Source organism: Flavobacterium zhairuonense (genome assembly GCF_004352915.1).
GTDB classification, from domain to species: Bacteria; Bacteroidota; Bacteroidia; order Flavobacteriales; family Flavobacteriaceae; genus Flavobacterium; species Flavobacterium zhairuonense.
Genome location: NZ_SJSY01000076.1, coordinates 318,136 through 337,200, shown reverse-complemented (window position 1 = coordinate 337,200; position 19,065 = coordinate 318,136). Strand labels below are relative to the sequence as shown.

Genomic DNA, 19,065 nt, shown 5'->3' with positions numbered 1-19,065 from the left:
TCTTAGTATGTGAAAAATAAATTGTATCTTATTAAAAGTTTTTAAATAGATACGGTAAAAAATAATAGTATGATAAAGTCTATAAATCCATATAATCAAGAGACTGTATATGAAGTCGCTGAATTTGATAAAAAAGAGGTCGAAAATGCAATTGATAAGGCAGATGCTCAGTACATGATTTGGAAAGAAACTCACTTTTCTGAACGTTCAATATTGATGAGAGCAGTAGGTGAGGAATTGAGGAAAAATTCAAAGGATTATGCTCAAATTATAACCCAGGAAATGGGAAAACCCATTACTCAAGCAATTGCAGAAGTACAAAAATGCGCTGCTTTATGTGATTTTTATGCTGAGAACGCCTCTAAAATGCTTTCCGATAAAGTAATTGAAACAGAAGCATATAAAAGTTATGTAAGTTATGAATCAATAGGAATTGTTTTAGCGATTATGCCTTGGAATTTCCCTTTTTGGCAGGTTATGCGTTTTGCTGTTCCGGCACTGATGGCAGGAAATGTTGCAATTTTAAAACATGCCAGCAATGTTATGAAAAGTGCTATGAGTATTGAAAAAGTATTCGAAAAAGCAGGTTTCCCCGAGGGATGTTTTACAAATCTGCCTATTGGCAGCAAAATGGTAGAAGAAATCATAAGAGACCCTAAAATCAAAGCGGTTACATTGACAGGAAGTGAAGCTGCAGGAAGAGCTGTTGCAGCTGTTTCAGGAAGTGAAATTAAAAAAACAGTTCTAGAACTTGGAGGCAGTAATGCCTTGGTAGTTTTTGCAGATTGCAATTTGCAACAAACCGTTAAAACTTGCGTTCAAGCACGTTTTCAAAATGCAGGGCAGAGCTGTATTGCTGGAAAACGATTATTGGTAGAATCATCTATTTCGGGAGAGTTCATAAAAGCATTTTTAGAAGAGGTAAGCAAACTTAGGTCAGGAGATCCTTTGAACGAGGAAACAACAATTGGCACTATGGCCCGTGTTGATCTTGCCGAAGAACTAGAAAAACAACTTCAAGATGCATTAGACAAGGGAGCAGTAGTCTTGTTGGGAGGCAAAAGGAACAAAGCTTATTTTGAGCCAACAGTTATGGGAAATGTCACCACAGATATGTCTATTTTTAAAGAAGAAGTTTTTGGTCCATTGATCGGAATTACTTCTTTTGAGAATGAAGAAGAAGCAATTGCGCTTTCAAATAACAGTCCATTTGGACTTGGAGTAACAATTTTTACAGAAAACTTAGAAAAAGCAATTAGATTAGTGCCAAAATTTAACGAAGGTGCAGTGTTTGTGAACGAATTAGTAAAGAGTGATCAGAGATTGCCTTTTGGCGGAACTAAAAATTCTGGGTATGGCCGTGAACTTTCGCAAGATGGTATTCAGGAGTTTGTAAACAAGAAAACGGTTTATATCAATAAATATTAAAAAGTCGAATTATTAGTTTCTTTAAGTTGTATCATGAGTAATGAATTTTCTGCCAATAATCAAGTAGGCGTTGTATCCACTTTTTCTGAGCTTGTCCATACCGATTTCAAAGGGGAAATAAATGCATTATGTTGGCACAGAGATTTGGATGGAGATTTTAAAGAGATTGTTGCTAAATTATCTTTAGAAGAAAATATAACCGAAATTTTTCCTGAAAATCTGCTTGCACTCCAACTTTCAGAAAAGGGAAATAAAGCAAGAGAAATTATCCTAAATGATTTGCAATTATTAACTGATTTTGGAGCTTCACCTTCTCTTAATTTGCTGAAATGCTACGAACGTGATGATGAATTTGATTTCATATCGACTGATGTTTATTCGTTTCATGTCGATCGTTCGCCTATCACAACAGATACTTTTTTATGTACTTATCACGGAACTTCAAGTGACATTATACCTAATTCTCAAGCAGAACAAAAAGTTTTAATTCCAGAAATCCGAACAAAGTTGAAAGAGTTGCATAATGGGCCGGAGGAAGAATTTGAAGACTTTTTAACGGAAAATTATTTCGATCTACATTATCAAGTAAATGAGGATGCGATGCCTATCAATTTAGGTAAAATGCATCTTTGGCGCTTGGCAGTAGATCATCCCAAACAACAAGTACTGCCTTGCATTCACAGAGCACCAAAAGAAAATGAAGGCGAGTATCGATTGCTGTTGATTTGTTAAGTGTCAATAATTTAAACAATCAGAATAATCGTATTTAATGAGATTTGTTTTAACTTCGAATAATGATTAATATTTAGCTAAATATCTCAAATTAAATTTTTTAATTAATGGAAAATTATAATAAAGACGTTACGGAATACATTGAAAAAATGGCCGATTTTGCAAAACCTATTCTTAGTAATTTACGTGAAATAATTTTTAGCACCTGTCCCGAAGTAGAAGAAAATATTAAATGGGGGACACCACATTATTCTTATAAAGGCGATCATTTAGTTATGATGGGCGGTTTCAAACAGCATTGTTCTTTTAGTTTGTATAAGGCAGAATTAATGAAGGACAAAGAGATACAGGCAAGTGTTTCAGCTGGTAAAAAGTTTGGTTATATGGATAAGATTAAAGACATATCTGAATTGCCAAATAAAGAAAAATTAGTGGCATATATTAAAGAAGCAATGGTTTTAAATGAAAATGGCAAGGCCAAGCCTAAACCTGTAAAAGAAAAATCATCTGCAGAAGTTATAGCTCCTAAAGAGTTTATGGATGCATTAGCAAAAGACGGCAAAGCAACCGAAATTTTTGAAAGCAAATCGCCATCTTTCCGTAAAAATTATATTATTTGGATTGCAGATGCAAAGACAGATGAAACCAGAAATAAAAGAATTGCCCAATCTTTAGAATGGATTGCAGAAGGAAAAGACAGATTTTGGCAATCTAAAAAATAAGCAATACAAACTAAATTTTGTATAAAAAATACAATTATGGAGAAAGCCCCTTAAAAAACATTTAAGGGGTTTGTTTTTCTAAAGATTATGAGAAAACGATGCTTTAAAAATTCCTTTTTAACTTATCTTCGCTTTTTATACATTCAGGAGTACATTTAACTCATTTAAAAATCTAATCTGTGAAAAAAAATCAAGATGCTGTAGAAGAGAATCAGCTTAAACGCGGACTGACCAATCGACATATTCAATTAATTGCCTTAGGCGGATCTATAGGAACAGGTCTTTTTCTTGGAATTGGTCCAGCAGCCGTTTTAGCAGGACCTTCTGTTATCTTAGGATATGCTATTGCCGGAATTATCGCTTTTTTTATTATGAGACAACTTGGTGAAATGGTTGTTGAAGAACCTGTATCAGGAAGTTTTAGTTATTTTGCCTATAAATATTGCGGTTCTTTTGCAGGTTTTGCATCAGGTTGGAATTATTGGATTTTGTATATTCTCGTTAGTATGGCCGAACTTACAGCCATTGGAGTTTATGTGCAGTTTTGGTGGCCCGAAATTCCGTTGTGGGCATCCAGTTTATTTTTCTTTCTGGTTATTAATGCTTTGAATTTTGCCTCTGTAAAAGTGTACGGAGAAACTGAATTTTGGTTTTCAATCATAAAAGTTGTAGCAATTATTGCTATGATTCTTTTTGGTACTTATTTGCTTATAAGTGGTACAGGAGGAGAACACGCTACAATTCATAATTTGTATAATGATGGAGGATTCTTTCCAAAAGGTGTTTTTGAAAAAACTGCAACTGGAGATTTTCAAGGTTTATTATCGGCAATGGCGTTGATTATGTTCTCTTTTGGTGGTTTAGAACTAATTGGAATTACGGCGGCCGAAGCAGAAAACCCAGAAAAAAACATTCCAAAAGCAACGAATCAAGTTATTTATAGAATTCTGATATTTTATGTGGGTGCATTGGTGATTTTATTTGCTTTATCGCCTTGGAGACAAATTACGACAGACAGTAGTCCGTTTGTGATGGTCTTTCAAAATTTAAACGGAATGGAATTTGAGTTGTTTGGCCACAAAATATTCTTTACGAGCCTGATAGCAAATGTGCTTAATCTGATTGTATTAACAGCCGCATTATCGGTGTATAACAGCAGTGTTTATAGCAACTCACGTATGTTGTTTGGTTTAGCAGATCAAGACAATGCTCCAAAGTTTTTAAAGAAGCTAAACAAACATTCGGTGCCAATTAATGCTATTTTGATTTCTTCATGTTTTGCCGCGATCTGTATTTTAATAAATAAAATAATGCCAGAAGAAGCTTTTAGTATTTTAATGTCTTTAGTAGTGTCTTGCTTGGTGATTAACTGGGTTATGATTTCCTATACGCACTTGCAATTTAGACGTGCAAAAGACAAAGAAAACACAAAAACGAAGTTTGCTTCTATATTTTACCCAGTAAGCAATTACATCTGTTTTGCTTTTCTATTGGGGATTTTAGCCATCATGTGGATGACGAATATGAAATTATCCGTAGAATTAATTCCTGTTTGGTTGGGGATTCTTTTTGTGTTTTATAAGGTATTTGATACAAAGAAATAAATAGTTAAAAAAAGTCCCATTTCTAATGAAATGGGACTTTGCTTTTTTGTTATCCTAATTACTCTTAATGCCAAACGTGCTAACGCTATAATAATAAATTCTTTTTTAAATCTTCTTTGGCTTCGCTACTTAAAAGTAGTTATACATTGGCCTGATCTTTTTTAAATTCAGCTAACATTTCTTCTCTAGTCTGTTTTTTTGCAAATCCGCTTTTTTCTCCCTTATCTATTTTTGCTCTTACAAATTCAAAGTATTCTTCTCTTGAACGAGCTTGCTTAATCAAGTAGTTAATAGCTTCGCTTTTACTGTTAAACGCTTCTGTATTAACCTGATTTTTCAACCATTCTTCATTAGGTGTGGTCAATGATATACTTTGTCGTGTCATAATACAAATTTTAAATTGGCGTGAGTTTTAATCAAAACTTTCAATTACAAACCAAATTTGGACGAAATAGTTTTTATTGCTGAAGTTAATTATAACTCCCTCACTTCTCCAAAGAGTTTAAATGAAAAACTTTCGAGATTGTAAAGTCTCATGAATATAAACAACGGCAGTCTAATTTTAAAAACGAATAAAAATATTACTAAAATATCGCTAAGTAAAATAAAAAGAAGGAATTTTGTTATTTTTGAATAAACAAACTGATTGTCAATATCTAGGAGTTTGTTGGTTAAAGAAAACCGAATTTTAGTGCTAATAAAAAAACGTTAAAAGCATTCTTTATTTTAAAGTGGCACAATTCCTGCCTAAAAAAAAATCATGAATAATCAGAACGCTTGATTGGTGTTCTAAAAAATTAAAATAAATGAAAAGATTTAAATGTATGTATGTTTTTGTAGTAGTGTTATTGTCAACATTTACATACGGTCAGGAAAGTTTAAAAATGTTTGTGAAAGAAAGTAAAGTGCCATGTACGGGTGTTGGCCCAATGGAATGTCTGCAGGTAAAATATGATAATGACAAAGATTGGCAGTTATTTTATGATCATATTGAAGGTTTTAATTTTGAAAAAGGAAATCGATATGAGCTATTGGTAACAAGAACCAAAAGACCAGAACCTATTCCGGCCGATGCTTCTGCATATCAATATAAACTGAAAAGCATAATTTCTAAAACACCTGTAAATAAGGAAAAAGGAATTTATGATACCAAAATGATCTTAACCCAGTTAAACGGAAAAAAGATAAATAGCGGAAAAGCATTTATCACAATTAATGAGGAAACGGGCACAATAAGCGGTAAAAACGGATGCAATAATTTCAACGTAAAATACACGAAACTTTCTTCAAAAAATCAAATCAAGACCAATTCTCCTATGGGAACTTTAATGGCTTGTGATGACGAAAGCATGAAATTAGAACAAGAATTTAGTGCTGCAATAACCAATAAAAAGTTCAAAATTGTAAAGAAAAACAATACAGTACAGTTTAAAAATGCGAAGAACAAAGTGGTGATGGAGTTTTCTATTCCAACTCAAGACCAACTTTGGAGTTTTATTGCAAAAAACAATTGGAAACTAATTGCACTTGAAAATGTTGGACAGGATTACGGAAAAGCTTCTATTAAGTTTAATCCAGCAGAAAAGAAAGTAAGCGGCAATACAGGTTGCAACAACTTCTTTGGAACTTATGAAGCGAATGATGATCGTATTTCTTTTGATAAAATAGCGACTACAAGAATGGCGTGTATTGGTGAAGGAAGTAAAACAGAACAAAAAATGTTATCTTATTTAAACAGCAAAGACTTGCGTTTTGATGTAGCCGACCAAACGCTTAATTTTTATCTGAATGATAAATTGGTCATGATGTTTGGCATTACAAAGTAAATTAGGTTCCATAAATCATCTTAAAATAGCTGATGATTTATATAAAGAATGATTAGAAAACCAGTGAATCACCTTCACTGGTTTTTTATTTTATGACACGATAGCGCGGATTTGCAATCCGTGCCCGCAAAGATTGGTTAGTTTTCTTTGTAAATAGAAAAGAGCATATTAATTTGTGTAAGTTTTGTTTTGATGATTTTGTTTTGTGTCTTATTGTTGCGGGCACGGATGTCTTCAATTACACCTTCAATTAGTAAGTCGATTATGTTTGATATCTATTCTAAATAGCAAAAACTTTGTTTCAAATTATAATTTGAATCCGAATTAAGGCTTTGGAATACTATTAAATTGGTCTAGGGTTATAACTTTGATAATGTTTTGAAGTTTAACTAATTAAATCAATTTATATGAAAAGATTAATTTATATCTGTTTCGTGTTGTCGGTTGTGGCGGGCTGTAAAAAAGAAACGGAAACTACATTAAGCAGCAATGATTCTTCTAAGTCTGATTCAGATTATGAATTTGTCGGCGGTTATCCTACAGAGGCGACCATCAAAAAAGCATATGATGATGCTGACCTTACTCGTGCCATACAAGCATATAAATTTTTCTATCCTACAGTTTCTGGTGAAGGATTGGTAAAAGGAAACGACAGTATTAAAATTATTCCAAATAAATCATTCGGAACTTTAGATACAAAACCAGGACAAATAGGTTTCACACTCAATTCAGATACACCTTACGGACCTATTCCAATTGATTTGTCAAAAGGACCAATGATTATAGATATTCCAAAAGGGCCACTTATCGTAGTTGCTATGGATGTTAACCAGCGCTGGGTGGCCGATATGGGAATTCCAGGGCCAGATGCTGGTAATGGAGGAAAACACTTGCTTTTGCCTCCGGGTTATAAAGGCGTAGTTCCAACTTCGGGTTATCATGTCTGGAAATCTTCTTCAAATAACCTTACAGTTGGTATTCGTTCGCTTCCTGTTGGCGGCGATGTAAAAGCTGCTATAGAAAGAATTAAAACAGTCAAAGTGTATCCGCTTAATAAAACCGCAGATTGGAAAGAACCAGACTGGCTTGACCTTACAGATAAACCTCAAAATACAACCCCAGTCGCATGGGAAAACAATATAAAATACTGGGAAAACTTAAATGATGTAATACAGCGCGAACCTGTTTATGAAGGCTACAGGAATTATTATGGTGAATTGGCAGTTTTGGGAATTAAAAAAGGGCAACCTTTTAAGCCTGATGAGAGATTAAAAGCAATTCTTGAGAAAGCAGCTAAAATTGCAAATGCTCAAATGCGTGTGCAGTCCTTTGCTGATCGTCGTTCTGATCGTATTGTATGGAAAGACCGTCAGTGGGAATGGGTCGCACTTCGATTTGAAGATGGTGATTTTAATACGCCAGATTATGTTGATCTTGACGGCCGCGAAACATGGTTTTATCAAGCTATTGGAGCTTCACCTTCTATGTTTAGAAGAAAAGAAGGAGGCGGTTCGCTTTATTGGCTGGGACTTAAAGATGCTGAAGGAAAATATGTTGACGGCGGTAAAACATATAAACTTACCATTCCAACCCCGGTTCCGGCAAAATTATTCTGGTCTATAACCATTTATGATGCCATAACAAGAAGTCAGGTTGTTACAGACCAAAATAAAGCGGCGCTTCGCTCTTTATTTGAACTAAAAGATAAAATTGGAGGTCAGAATGTTGATTTATACTTTGGACCAAAAGCTCCTGCAGGAAAAGAAGGACAATGGATAAAAACACTTCCAAACAGAGGATGGTTCGCTTACATCCGTATCTACGGACCGGAAGCGGGCGCGTTTAATGGTGTCTGGAAGCCCGGTGATTTTGAAGAAATAAAATGATGATTTATTGGGTGCGAAAAGTAAAATCAATCATGCTTAATACATTGCATCGAGGATATATTTAAAATGGTTATGTTTTCTTGACAATAAAATGGATACTATATATGATCTTAATTTAAAAAATGGATGAGTAAATTTAAGAAGACAATTACGATAGTGCTTTGTATTTTATGTGAATCAATTATATACGCACAACAAGACGCACCATACACTATGGGTTTTATTCCTGCATCTATTTCAGAAGGTGATATTGCTTTTCCAATATATGATAAATGGCATTTAAGCGGTCAGGTCGATTTTCAATTAGTGACACAGGGAACTTATAATACGACTAATCCGTTTGAATATACACAACGAAAAGTGATAAGACCTTGGATTGTATTTTCGGGTTTTAAGAACATGAAGTTGTGGCTTGGATATGCACACAACCAAAAATATAATTTGGAAGAAATGGGCAATTACGAAACCCTTGAAAACCGATTAATTGTCATGGGAACTTATACGCAAGAAATGCCAAAAGGTTCGCTTTTTGAGCAAGTGCGCTTTGAAACTAAATTTTTTGATGACAGAACTGGCCAGCAACAGGTAATTCCTCGAATAAGGGCAAGATTTGGAGTGAATCATTATCTCCGTCAAAGCAAAGAAAAACCGCTATTTCTAGCACCAAACATAGGTTATTATACAGAGTTGATGCTAAAGTTTGCCAAGAAAGATTATGCCGAAGAACACTTTGATATCTTCAGATTATCCGTTTATTATACGGCAGGAATTACGCCAAATATTCACTTTCTAGCAGGAATAATTGGCCAAATGCAGTTGCGCACAAACGGAACTCAATTTGATGTTTATTATGGCCCTATGGTATCACTTAAATACAGCATCCGACCTAAGGAACGAGAAACTTTTGATAGTGTAGATGGAGGCGCCGATTAAGTTATTTTAAGATTTCTTTCTTCGTTAATGAAGATAATCAGTGTTCCGTATGTTTTTTTATTATGTTCCTTTTCAGTAAACAAAGGAATTGATCGATAATTTAAATATGGTGAAAAGGGCAGGAGTAAAAAATAAAATCACCCAGTTTTAAAATAATTTAAAACTGGGTGATTTGTATAGATGTCAATTTCAATGTCTGAATTAACAAATTAGATTTTAAGTACTACAGGCGGTGTCCGTTGATATTGGTTTAGTAGCTATTAATAAACTTTAGTTATCATTTCGTCTATAGGCAAACGAACTTTTTTTGTTGCAGCCATATAGTCTTTTTCCGAATCGCGGTATCCTAAAGCTAGGATAACAGTTGAATGCAGCCCTTTCTCTTTCAAGCCCAAAACCTCATCAATAATGGAGGCATTAAAACCTTCGATAGGAGTGGCGTCTACTTTCAATTCTGCCGCAGCAATAAGTGCAGTTCCTAGTGCTATATAAGCCTGTTTGGAAGCCCAAAGCGCTTTTTGCTCTGAGTTAATAGCGCCAAAATAGGCATGCAATCCATTTCTAAATCCTGATAGGGCGCCAGTTTCAAGATCTCTTTGTTTTTCTGTCATTGCTATGTAATCATCAATATAAGTCGAAGTCATGTCAGAGAATGCAGCAAAGACCAACAAATGAGAGCAGGAACTAATTTGTTTATTATACGAATCAGCACCTAATTTCTTTTGGATTTCTGGGTTGCTTACAACAAAAACGCGGTAAGATTGCAGACCACAAGAAGATGCTGAAAGATTGATAGCTTCTAAAATTTGATCGACCTTATCTTCTGTTACTTTAATGTTATTGTAAGCTTTTGTGGCGTAGCGCCATTTTAAATTTTCTATTAAATTCATTACAATATCTATCTTAAATTTTGGCAAAGATAGATTATATTGTTTTCTTTTTCGAGGCTTGAATGGCTATGGGGAACTTCAAATCGGTCATATTCTGGTTCTCTAAAGAATAATTATCTGTTTTTCCTTATTATTGTATTTGTAAAAAGATTAATAATCTGTGAAAGTATATTTAAAAAGAATAATTATCTGAATTTTTGTATTGTTAAAAATATTAAATCTTTTATTTTCAAATTTGCAGGGTAAAAACACTAAACCTTGTCATCAGATGAAAGCGAACATACAAGAAGATTTAAGAAACGAAAAGCAGGATATTGAAAACGCCCAGAATACAATCAAGAATGATTTTGTGTTTACGCTAAAAAGCACTTGTTTAGATGAAAACTATCACCCCTCAAGTAAAACGCGTCTGACAACCAATTTTGCTAACTTGGCAAGAGGAGCTAATCGTCAGCAAAACTTACGTAATGCCTTAAATATGATTAACAATCGATTCAATGCATTGGCTCATTTGGATAATCCAAAAGGGGATCGTTACCATGTTGAACTTGAAATCCTCACAGTAACGATGAGTATTGATGATAAGAGTGGTACTAGCGATCTGCCGATGATTGAAGTTTTAAAAACGAATATTTTTGACCATAAGACTGGCCAGCAAATCGAAGGGGTTGCCGGAAATAATTATTCTTCTTATGTTCGGGATTATGATTTCAGTATTTTATTGATTGAGTATAATAAAAATAGATCTACTTTTTCTATTCCTGAAAATTTTGGTGATTTGCACGGAAAACTTTATAAGTGCTTTGTGAATTCAGCCACTTATAAAGAGAACTTTAAGTTGTCACCGATCATTTGTTTAAGTGTATCGAGCAACAAAACTTATACCCGCACTGAGTATGAGCATCCGGTTCTGGGCTTTGAATATTTGCAGAACGAGTATTCTCTCACTGATGAATATTTCTCTAAAATGGGCTTAAAAGTTCGTTTTTTCATGCCTCCAAACAGTTTGGCACCAATGGCTTTTTATCATTCCGGAGATCTACTTGCAGATTATACGGATCTTGGACTAATCAGTTCAATCAGCACAATGGAAACTTTCCAGAAGATTTATCGCCCTGAAATTTACAATGCAAATTCAGTGGCTGGGAAAATCTATCAGCCTAGTCTTAAACACGAAGATTATTCACTGACTCGCGTGGATTATGACCGCGAAGAGCGCAGCCGACTGGCTGTTGAACAAGGCAAATATGCAGAAGCGCATTTCATTAAACCTTATAAAAATGTTCTGGAGCAGTGGTCTGCTAATTTTACCCTTTAATTGATTACATCGCATTAAAATTATACTATTATGAAGAAGTTATTATTACCAACCTCAATTGTTGGAAGTTTACCAAAACCTGCTTGGCTTGCACCACCTGAAAAACTTTGGTCACCTTGGAAATTAGAAGGAGAGCAATTACTTGAAGGGAAACAGGATGCTCTTCGTATTTCTTTGCAGGAACAGCAATTGGCAGGTCTGGATATTATTTGTGATGGCGAGCAGACACGCCAGCATTTTGTAACGACTTTTATCGAGCATTTAAGCGGTGTAGATTTTGAAAACCGTAAAACTGTAAAAATCCGTAACCGTTATGACGCAAGTGTTCCTATGGTTATAGGTGAGGTTGCACGCCAGAAAGCAGTTTTTGTTGAAGATGCTAAATTTTTACGTAAACAGACAAACAAGCCTATAAAATGGGCATTGCCAGGCCCGCTTACAATGGTAGATACCTTGTACGATGGCCATTACAAAAGCCGTGAAAAACTGGCGTGGGAATTTGCGAAAGCACTCAATGCAGAAGCAAGAGAACTTCAAGATGCAGGGGTAGACATTATCCAGTTTGATGAACCTGCATTTAATGTGTTCTTTGATGAAGTAAACGATTGGGGAATGGCTGCATTAGAAAGAGCTATTGAAGGTTTGCACTGCCAGACTGCGGTTCATATTTGTTATGGTTATGGAATACAGGCAAATACGGATTGGAAAAAAACATTAGGTTCAGAATGGCGACAATACGAAGAAATTTTTCCGAAAATTCAAAAATCTAAAATTGATGTGGTGTCTTTAGAATGCCACAACTCCAATGTGCCTTTAGATTTAATGGAACTTGTTCGTGGTAAAAAAGTAATGGTGGGTGCGATTGATGTGGCAACCAATACTATCGAAACACCAGAAGAAGTAGCTGATACACTGCGTAAAGCTCTTAAGTTTGTAGATGCCGAAAATCTTTACCCTTCTACAAACTGCGGTATGGCTCCTTTGTCCCGAAACGTAGCCAGTGGCAAGTTAAATGCTTTAAGCGCAGGAGCAGAAATTATTCGTAAAGAACTTGGGATTTAGTCATAAATATATTAATAATGGAGTCCATACCTCCACGGAGAAATAATAGTAAAACACATTGAACAAATTATTAGAAGTATTAAAAAAAGCAGGTTTCGACGGTTTCCTGTTAATGATAGCCACCATGATCCTGATGGCTTATTTTTTGCCAAAGCCAGGCATGATCAAAGAACCTGTTTCGCTGGAGGAAATTGCAAATGTTGGCGTTTCCTTGATTTTCTTGTTTTATGGCATGAAGTTGAGTGTTGAGAAACTAAAAGCCGGACTTTCCAACTGGAAAATGCACATTGTCGTTCAGTTGACAACCTTTTTGTTTTTTCCGCTCCTTGTTTTGGCATTTCGCCCGTTGTTTGTCAATAACGGTTTGGAGTTGCTTTGGCTGGGTGTATTTTTTTTGGCTGCTTTGCCATCTACAGTATCATCTTCGGTGGTAATGGTTTCTATCGCCAAAGGAAACATTCCTGCTGCCATTTTCAATGCGAGCATTTCCAGTTTGATAGGAGTAGTGGTTACGCCGCTTTGGGTTGGGTTGTTCATAGCTTCCGCAACAGGGGAATTTGATATCACTGATATCGTAATAAAATTGATTCTTCAAGTCTTGCTGCCTGTCATTATTGGTATCAGCCTCAACTCCCGTTTTGGCGCCATTGCTGAAAAGTATAAGAAACAACTCAAATATTTCGATCAGTCAGTTATTCTAACGATTATTTACACGTCGTTTTGTAAGTCATTTTCCGAACATCTTTTTGAAGGCTTCACCGCCCTTGAACTTGCCGGACTCGCCACAGGGATGATGGTCTTGTTTTTTGCTGTATTCTTTTGTGTTGGACTACTCAGTCGCTTGCTTGGTTTTTCAGTTGAAGACCGTATTACCGTCTTATTCTGCGGATCTAAAAAGTCATTGGTGCACGGCACCGTTATGTCAAAAGTACTTTTTCAGCACAGTACCATCACTGGCATCGTATTGCTCCCGTTAATGCTTTACCATGCTCTGCAATTGATTGCAGCCAGCATCATCGCTCAGGGTATGGCTGGTCGAAAAGAAGTGTGATTTTTGTTTTATGAAATTAAGTGCAGGTTATTATGTTTTTAATTGGTGTAAAATAAGATTTTTGTATTGTTTTTAGTTGTATTTAAAGAATTTTATTCTAATTTAGAAATAAATTAAACCTACTTTAAAGTAAAATATTCTATGGAACAAATAGACGATATTGATCTTCAGTTATTAAATATACTTCACGATAATTCTAAATACACTGTAAAAGAGCTTGCTAAAATGGTAAATCTTTCTGCATCGCCAGTTTTTGAGCGTATTAAAAGATTGGAGAACAATGGTTATATTAAGAAGTATATAGCACTTCTTGATGCAGAAAAATTAAACCGAGGATTTATAGTTTTCTGCAATATCAAACTTAAACAGCACGATCGCAATATTGGGAATCAGTTTGTTAGTGATATTATGAAAATAGAAGAAGTTGTGGAATGCTATAATATCTCAGGAGATTACGATTTTTTAATGAAAGTTTCTGCCAAAGACATGAAGCATTATCAGGATTTTGTATTTAATAAATTGGGATCAGTTGAAAGTATAGGAAGTACCCAAAGTACCTTTGTCATGTCTGAGATAAAAAATCTGTACGGGTAGTTCCGCGATGGTTTATTTGAAATATTGTGAAAAATCAGACAGTAAAATGTTAGGCTGTAAAGGCTTGAAAAACCTACATATTTATACATAAAAAAAGAGACAACTATCAACTAGTTGTCTCTTTTTGTGACTATACGATACAAAATCCAAACGCTATTTTATTGCATTTTAAATCTGAATCAAAGCCATTTGTTTTTCAGCCCAAGCACTCATTTGGTTGATGAAAGGAATTAACTCAATACCAGTTTCAGATAACGAATATTCAACCCGAGGTGGTACTTCGAGATAAACTTTTCGGAAAATCAATCCGTCAGCTTCTAATTCTTTTAAAGTTTGGGTGAGCATTTTTGGTGTGATCCCTTCGATGGTTTTTTTTAGTTCACCATAGCGCAAGATGTCATCTTTTAGGGACCACAAAATTCGGCCTTTATATTTTCCTCCAATTCGTTGAAAAGCGTAATCAACTGGGCAATATGCTTTTACGTTTATTTTTTTTGCCATTTTTTTTATTTTTAAAATGCTGATTTTCAGTATTAGTATAGTTTTAGTACGTAGGGTACTTTTTTGTACGTACTTGTGGTAAAGATATTATATTGTTTTCTTTGTTAGAGGAATTATTAATATATTTTATTAAACAGATTCTGATTTTCATTCGTGATAGATTGTTTTTGCTCCGCTTTTAATCATTTTAAGAACTAAGAATTATGACAAACGCCCAAGAATCAAATAATCAAGAGATTACAGTATTAGAGCTTCGCAATTATTTATTAAAGCCTAATATGACAGACGAGTTTAAAGAATACTTCAATGCTCATTTTGTTGCTCCAATGCATAATAGTGGCGGTTTTACTTTGGGACAATTTAAAATTGAGAGCGTAAATGATAGATTTATCTGGTTTAGAGGTTTTAAGAATATGGAAACAAGAATAAAATTCTTAAATGATTTTTATGTTGACAGTAAAACTTGGAAAGACTATGGAAAAGGAGCCAATGAAATGATGATCAATTCAGACAATGTTTATTTGCTGCGTCCGCTTGCTACAAGTATTTCTACCAATTTCTTAGACGCGAGTCATAAAATTGTTATGGTGAATTTTTATAGTTGCAACAGTACACTGGACAAAGTAATTGCTCTTTTTAATACTGAATATATGCCATTTTTAGAAAGCTTAGAGATCAAAAATACAACACTTTGGGTCAGTGAAATGCAAGAAAATGATTTTCCTAGACTTCCAGTTTTTCAGGACAAAAACCTTTTGGTTTCCATTACATCTTTTGAAAATGAAAAAGAGTATCAATTAAAGCAAAAATTGATCAATGAAATGAACAACCACCTGAAACAATCAATGCTGCAATTAATCACAACACAAAATGCTTTATTGCTTGTTCAATAAAAAACAACTTTTCAAATATTTATTAATCATCTGATAGGATGATGTCTAAAAAAATACAGTTTATGGAAAATACTATTGCAATTTATGGGGCATACGGACATACAGGAAAATTTATTGTTGCAGAACTTTACAGACAAGGTTATAGAAATTTGGTTCTTTCTGGAAGAGATTTGGAAAAATTGACTGCTTTGGTTCCGTTTTTTCCGGATTCAGAAATAAAAGTGGCAAATATCAATGATCCAAAATCATTAGACGAAGCTTTTAAAGACACCAAAATTATTATAAACGCTGCTGGTCCATATTTGGATACTTCGGTGCCCATAATTAAATCAGCTTTAAGATCTGGCAGTCATTATATTGATTTATCGGCAGAACAAAAACCAGTGTTAGATATTATTGATGAATTTTCAGAAGAAGCTAAAAATAAAGAAATTTTAATCATTCCAGCAGCAGCCTTTTATGGTGGATTAGCTGATGTATTGGCGACTCAATTGACAAAGGAGTGGGAGCATGCAGATGAAATCAACGTGTATATTGGCCTGGATTCCTGGCATCCTACAAAAGGGACGAGATTGACAGGAGAGCGAAATCACTACAAAAGATTAACGTTCAAAGACAATCGCTTGCAAGAACTTGAGCCAACTCCTTCAAAAGAATGGAATTTTAAAAAACCAATAGGCAACAAAGAAGTGGTGAGTCTGCCTCTTTCAGAAATCATTACGATTTCGAGCCATTTAAACGTGAATTCGGTTAATACGTATTTGAGTCAGAACTCTTTAGACGATCTTAGAAACAACAATACGCCAGAGCCAAAACCAACAGATGAAAAAAACAGATCTTCACAGCAATTTAGTCTTGAAGTCGTTGCTTTAAAAGGTAATGAAGAAAGAAGAATTTCGGCCCAAGGCCAAGATATTTATGCTGTGACTGCTCCCTTGGTTGTAGAGGCGGTAAACGGAATTTTATCTGGAAAAGCAGCTTCAAATGGTGTAAAGACATTGGGAGAAGCATTTGCAACGAGCGATTTTTTAAATTCGCTGCAGGAAGATGATATAAAAATTACTATGGTGGAGAAATCATACGTAAAATGATATAATTTAGGATAGTTAATACGGGTTTGTGATTTTATTTTAGGAAGGGTCTAATGTTTTAAAAAACTTTGTTTCAGATTATAATCTGCAACATGATTAAAAGATTTTGTAATACGCATGTTTGTAAATTAGTGGATTATCACTAAATCAAAGGAATATGAAGTCTTTTATTAGCCCAAAAATGCTTTTTATTTTAGCTGTATTTCTTTTCAGCTGCAATCAATCAAAACAAACCGATTCTATAACAGAGAAGACTGATTCAGGAGAATTAGACCGAACCACACTGCCAATTTCGGAACCTCCTTTTGGTGGAAAAATTGGAGAAACATATAAAGATTCAAAAGAAGAATGGCCAAAACTGGTTACACCTCCGCAGGGTGCGCCAAACGTAATTATTATTCTTTTGGATGACGTTGGATTTGGACAAGTAAGTACTTTTGGCGGTCCAGTTCCAACACCAGAATTGGATAAACTTGCCGCAAATGGCTTAAAATATAACCGCTTTCATACAACAGCAATCTGTGGACCTTCACGTGCGGCATTATTGACAGGAAGAAATCATCACAATGCAGGTTCTGGTTTCTTAGCCGAATGGGCAACAGGATATCCGAGTTACAATTGTATGATTCCTAAAACCACTGCAACATCAGGACGAATTTTAAAAGGGAACGGATACAGCACCAGCTGGTTTGGAAAAAATCACAACACACCAGATTGGGAAAGCAGTATTACAGGACCTTTTGACCGCTGGCCGACAGGTTTAGGTTTCGATTATTTCTACGGATTTATCGGTGGCGAAACGCATCAATACTATCCTGTTCTTTTTGAAAATACTAAAGCCGTAGAACCAGATAAATCTCCAGAACAAGGTTATCATTTCATGACTGATATGACGGATCGAGCTATCAATTGGCTCGAATACAGTAAATCAGTTGCGCCTCAAAAACCGGTTATGATGTATTTTGCACCAGGAGCTGCACACGCTCCACATCACGCTCCAAAAGAATGGCGAGATAAATTTAAAGGTCAGTTTGATAAAGGCTGGGATGTTGTAAGACAAGAAACTTACGAACGCCAGTTAAAAATGGGAATTATTCCAAAAGGAACAAAACTGACTCCAAGACCTGATTGGGTTACTCCTTGGGACAAACTTTCGGCAGATCAGAAAAAACTTTTTGCACGTTTGATGGAAAATTATGCAGGCTATCTTTCGTTTGCCGATCATGAAACAGGACGACTTTTAGAAGCTATCAGTAAGCTTCCAGATGCAGATAATACTTTGATATTTTATATCGTAGGAGATAACGGAGCAAGTTCTGAAGGAGGAATGGATGGAACTATTAACGAAGTAAAAGCATTAAGTGGTATTGCAACTCCTTTGGCAGATAACTTAAAACATCTTGATCAAATTGGTGATCCAGATACAGAACCGCATTATCCTGTAGGCTGGGCTTGGGCAGGAAATGCTCCTTTCCAGTGGGTAAAACAAGTAGCGTCTCACTTTGGCGGAAGCCGAAACCCTATGGTAGTTAGCTGGCCAAAAGTAATTAAAGATAAAGGTGGTATGCGCAGTCAGTTTGTGCATTTGATTGATGTGCTTCCAACGGTTTTAGATGCTTCTCATTTGCCAGCTCCAAAAACGGTTGATGGAGTTGAACAGAAACCTATGGATGGTGTTTCTTTCTTATCGACTTTCACAGATAAGAATGCCAAACCAGTTAGAACCAGACAATATTTTGAAGTTTTCAGTAATAGAGCAATTTATGATAATGGCTGGGTTGCTGCTACGCAACACACTTTTCCGTGGAGACAGGATTATGCGCCGGGAAATTGGGATAAAGACAAATGGGAACTTTATAATATTGATGAAGATTACAGCGAATCGGTTGATTTAGCTAAAAAATATCCTGAAAAAGTGGAAGAACTGAAAAAGATTTTTGCAGAAGAAGCCAAAAAATATAATGTGTACCCATTAGATGACAGAGGAACTGGTCGCTTAATCTCGCCAAAACCAACGCCATCTGATCCTAAGCGTAAACATTTCACTTTTTATGCAGGAGCAACCAGATTGGCAGAAACTGCTTCTCCAAATACTAAAAACAAATCGCATAGCATAACAGCCGAAATTGAACTCAAATCAAAATCAGACAGCGGTATTATTGTAGCTTCTGGTGGAAGTTCGGCAGGATTTGCGTTGTATGTACAGAACGGAAAACTGGTTTATCATTATAATTATTTTGATGATGCACGTTACGTCATTACTTCTAAAGAATCACTTCCGATAGGAAAAAGTACGGTAAGATTTGATTTTGCTTATGATGGCGGAGGAACAGGAAAAGGAGGAACCGGGAAACTTTACATCAACAATAAATTGGTAGGAGAAGGACGAGTTGATAAAACCGTAGCCGCTCGTTTCGGAATTGATACTTTCGGAATTGGTGAAGATTCCGGATCGCCTGTTGCAAAATCGTATAAGCCTCCATTTAAGTTTACGGGAATAGTTGATAAGGTCGATATCGATTTGAAATAGAATT

Annotated in this window: 17 protein-coding genes; 14 read left to right on the top strand and 3 right to left on the bottom strand. The window is 35.2% G+C overall.

The features are described 5' to 3' along the window. Positions 1 to 69: 69 nt before the first annotated feature. The 4 genes from EYY60_RS20535 to EYY60_RS20520 all read left to right on the top strand — a co-directional run bounded on the left by EYY60_RS20535 (position 70) and on the right by EYY60_RS20520 (position 4,486). On the top strand, positions 70 to 1,428 hold the full coding sequence (locus EYY60_RS20535; RefSeq protein WP_132991145.1) for an NAD-dependent succinate-semialdehyde dehydrogenase: 1,359 nt from the start codon (positions 70 to 72) through the stop codon (positions 1,426 to 1,428). 33 nt (positions 1,429 to 1,461) lie between these two features. Then, positions 1,462 to 2,160 carry a DUF1826 domain-containing protein gene (locus EYY60_RS20530; RefSeq protein ID WP_132991144.1) on the top strand — a complete coding sequence of 233 codons (699 nt, stop codon included), beginning with the start codon at positions 1,462 to 1,464 and terminating at the stop codon, positions 2,158 to 2,160. A 107-nt stretch (positions 2,161 to 2,267) separates the two neighbouring features. Then, a complete protein-coding gene (locus EYY60_RS20525) occupies positions 2,268 to 2,882 on the top strand; it encodes a YdeI/OmpD-associated family protein (protein WP_132991143.1) in 615 nt (204 codons plus the stop codon). Positions 2,883 to 3,061: 179 nt separating this feature from the next. After that, positions 3,062 to 4,486: an amino acid permease gene (locus tag EYY60_RS20520; RefSeq protein ID WP_132991142.1), complete on the top strand. Its 1,425-nt coding sequence runs from the start codon at positions 3,062 to 3,064 to the stop codon at positions 4,484 to 4,486. Between the two features lie 139 nt (positions 4,487 to 4,625). Here the strand turns inward: EYY60_RS20520 and EYY60_RS20515 are convergent, their stop codons facing one another. Next, the gene (locus EYY60_RS20515) at positions 4,626 to 4,871 is read right to left on the bottom strand and encodes a ribbon-helix-helix domain-containing protein (protein WP_132991141.1); all 246 of its coding nucleotides are present in this window, start codon (positions 4,869 to 4,871) and stop codon (positions 4,626 to 4,628) included. Between the two features lie 421 nt (positions 4,872 to 5,292). Here EYY60_RS20515 and EYY60_RS20510 point away from each other — a divergent pair, with 421 nt between their 5' ends. From EYY60_RS20510 to EYY60_RS20500, 3 genes are all read left to right on the top strand, one after another. After that, positions 5,293 to 6,312, top strand: coding sequence for an META domain-containing protein (locus EYY60_RS20510; RefSeq protein WP_132991140.1), 1,020 nt, complete (start codon positions 5,293 to 5,295; stop codon positions 6,310 to 6,312). Positions 6,313 to 6,719: 407 nt separating this feature from the next. After that, positions 6,720 to 8,198 (top strand): DUF1254 domain-containing protein, encoded by a 1,479-nt coding sequence (locus EYY60_RS20505; protein WP_132991139.1) that lies wholly within the window; start codon positions 6,720 to 6,722, stop codon positions 8,196 to 8,198. A 126-nt stretch (positions 8,199 to 8,324) separates the two neighbouring features. Next, positions 8,325 to 9,131: a DUF2490 domain-containing protein gene (locus EYY60_RS20500; protein WP_132991138.1), complete on the top strand. Its 807-nt coding sequence runs from the start codon at positions 8,325 to 8,327 to the stop codon at positions 9,129 to 9,131. A 260-nt stretch (positions 9,132 to 9,391) separates the two neighbouring features. On the opposite strand, the gene EYY60_RS20495 is transcribed toward EYY60_RS20500, so the two are convergent. Next, positions 9,392 to 10,021, bottom strand: coding sequence for a nitroreductase family protein (locus EYY60_RS20495; RefSeq protein ID WP_132991137.1), 630 nt, complete (start codon positions 10,019 to 10,021; stop codon positions 9,392 to 9,394). Positions 10,022 to 10,289: 268 nt separating this feature from the next. Here EYY60_RS20495 and EYY60_RS20490 point away from each other — a divergent pair, with 268 nt between their 5' ends. The 4 genes from EYY60_RS20490 (at position 10,290) to EYY60_RS20475 (ending at position 14,046) form a co-directional block, all read left to right on the top strand. Next, a complete protein-coding gene (locus EYY60_RS20490) occupies positions 10,290 to 11,339 on the top strand; it encodes a DUF1852 domain-containing protein (RefSeq protein ID WP_132991136.1) in 1,050 nt (349 codons plus the stop codon). A 30-nt stretch (positions 11,340 to 11,369) separates the two neighbouring features. Then, the gene (locus EYY60_RS20485) at positions 11,370 to 12,401 is read left to right on the top strand and encodes a methionine synthase (RefSeq protein ID WP_132991135.1); all 1,032 of its coding nucleotides are present in this window, start codon (positions 11,370 to 11,372) and stop codon (positions 12,399 to 12,401) included. A gap of 58 nt (positions 12,402 to 12,459) precedes the next feature. Further along, positions 12,460 to 13,452 carry a bile acid:sodium symporter family protein gene (locus EYY60_RS20480; protein WP_132991134.1) on the top strand — a complete coding sequence of 331 codons (993 nt, stop codon included), beginning with the start codon at positions 12,460 to 12,462 and terminating at the stop codon, positions 13,450 to 13,452. A 141-nt stretch (positions 13,453 to 13,593) separates the two neighbouring features. After that, a complete protein-coding gene (locus EYY60_RS20475; protein WP_035644147.1) occupies positions 13,594 to 14,046 on the top strand; it encodes an Lrp/AsnC family transcriptional regulator in 453 nt (150 codons plus the stop codon). A 168-nt stretch (positions 14,047 to 14,214) separates the two neighbouring features. On the opposite strand, the gene EYY60_RS20470 is transcribed toward EYY60_RS20475, so the two are convergent. After that, positions 14,215 to 14,547, bottom strand: coding sequence for a winged helix-turn-helix transcriptional regulator (locus EYY60_RS20470; RefSeq protein WP_132991133.1), 333 nt, complete (start codon positions 14,545 to 14,547; stop codon positions 14,215 to 14,217). A 203-nt stretch (positions 14,548 to 14,750) separates the two neighbouring features. Here EYY60_RS20470 and EYY60_RS20465 point away from each other — a divergent pair, with 203 nt between their 5' ends. The 3 genes from EYY60_RS20465 to EYY60_RS20455 all read left to right on the top strand — a co-directional run bounded on the left by EYY60_RS20465 (position 14,751) and on the right by EYY60_RS20455 (position 19,061). Then, the gene (locus EYY60_RS20465) at positions 14,751 to 15,440 is read left to right on the top strand and encodes an NIPSNAP family protein (RefSeq protein WP_132991132.1); all 690 of its coding nucleotides are present in this window, start codon (positions 14,751 to 14,753) and stop codon (positions 15,438 to 15,440) included. A 62-nt stretch (positions 15,441 to 15,502) separates the two neighbouring features. Next, a complete protein-coding gene (locus tag EYY60_RS20460; protein WP_162847910.1) occupies positions 15,503 to 16,531 on the top strand; it encodes a saccharopine dehydrogenase NADP-binding domain-containing protein in 1,029 nt (342 codons plus the stop codon). A 157-nt stretch (positions 16,532 to 16,688) separates the two neighbouring features. Then, on the top strand, positions 16,689 to 19,061 hold the full coding sequence (locus EYY60_RS20455) for an arylsulfatase (RefSeq protein WP_132991130.1): 2,373 nt from the start codon (positions 16,689 to 16,691) through the stop codon (positions 19,059 to 19,061). Positions 19,062 to 19,065 lie beyond the last annotated feature (4 nt).

Coding starts and splice junctions, on each gene's coding strand:
- EYY60_RS20535 (WP_132991145.1), top strand. CDS start 70: ATGATAAAGTCTATAAATCCATATAATCAAGAGACTGTATATGAAGTC.
- EYY60_RS20500 (WP_132991138.1), top strand. CDS start 8,325: ATGAGTAAATTTAAGAAGACAATTACGATAGTGCTTTGTATTTTATGT.
- EYY60_RS20460 (WP_162847910.1), top strand. CDS start 15,503: ATGGAAAATACTATTGCAATTTATGGGGCATACGGACATACAGGAAAA.
- EYY60_RS20470 (WP_132991133.1), bottom strand. CDS start 14,547: ATGGCAAAAAAAATAAACGTAAAAGCATATTGCCCAGTTGATTACGCT.
- EYY60_RS20505 (WP_132991139.1), top strand. CDS start 6,720: ATGAAAAGATTAATTTATATCTGTTTCGTGTTGTCGGTTGTGGCGGGC.
- EYY60_RS20495 (WP_132991137.1), bottom strand. CDS start 10,021: ATGAATTTAATAGAAAATTTAAAATGGCGCTACGCCACAAAAGCTTAC.
- EYY60_RS20485 (WP_132991135.1), top strand. CDS start 11,370: ATGAAGAAGTTATTATTACCAACCTCAATTGTTGGAAGTTTACCAAAA.
- EYY60_RS20455 (WP_132991130.1), top strand. CDS start 16,689: ATGAAGTCTTTTATTAGCCCAAAAATGCTTTTTATTTTAGCTGTATTT.
- EYY60_RS20530 (WP_132991144.1), top strand. CDS start 1,462: ATGAGTAATGAATTTTCTGCCAATAATCAAGTAGGCGTTGTATCCACT.
- EYY60_RS20515 (WP_132991141.1), bottom strand. CDS start 4,871: ATGACACGACAAAGTATATCATTGACCACACCTAATGAAGAATGGTTG.
- EYY60_RS20490 (WP_132991136.1), top strand. CDS start 10,290: ATGAAAGCGAACATACAAGAAGATTTAAGAAACGAAAAGCAGGATATT.
- EYY60_RS20465 (WP_132991132.1), top strand. CDS start 14,751: ATGACAAACGCCCAAGAATCAAATAATCAAGAGATTACAGTATTAGAG.
- EYY60_RS20475 (WP_035644147.1), top strand. CDS start 13,594: ATGGAACAAATAGACGATATTGATCTTCAGTTATTAAATATACTTCAC.
- EYY60_RS20510 (WP_132991140.1), top strand. CDS start 5,293: ATGAAAAGATTTAAATGTATGTATGTTTTTGTAGTAGTGTTATTGTCA.
- EYY60_RS20525 (WP_132991143.1), top strand. CDS start 2,268: ATGGAAAATTATAATAAAGACGTTACGGAATACATTGAAAAAATGGCC.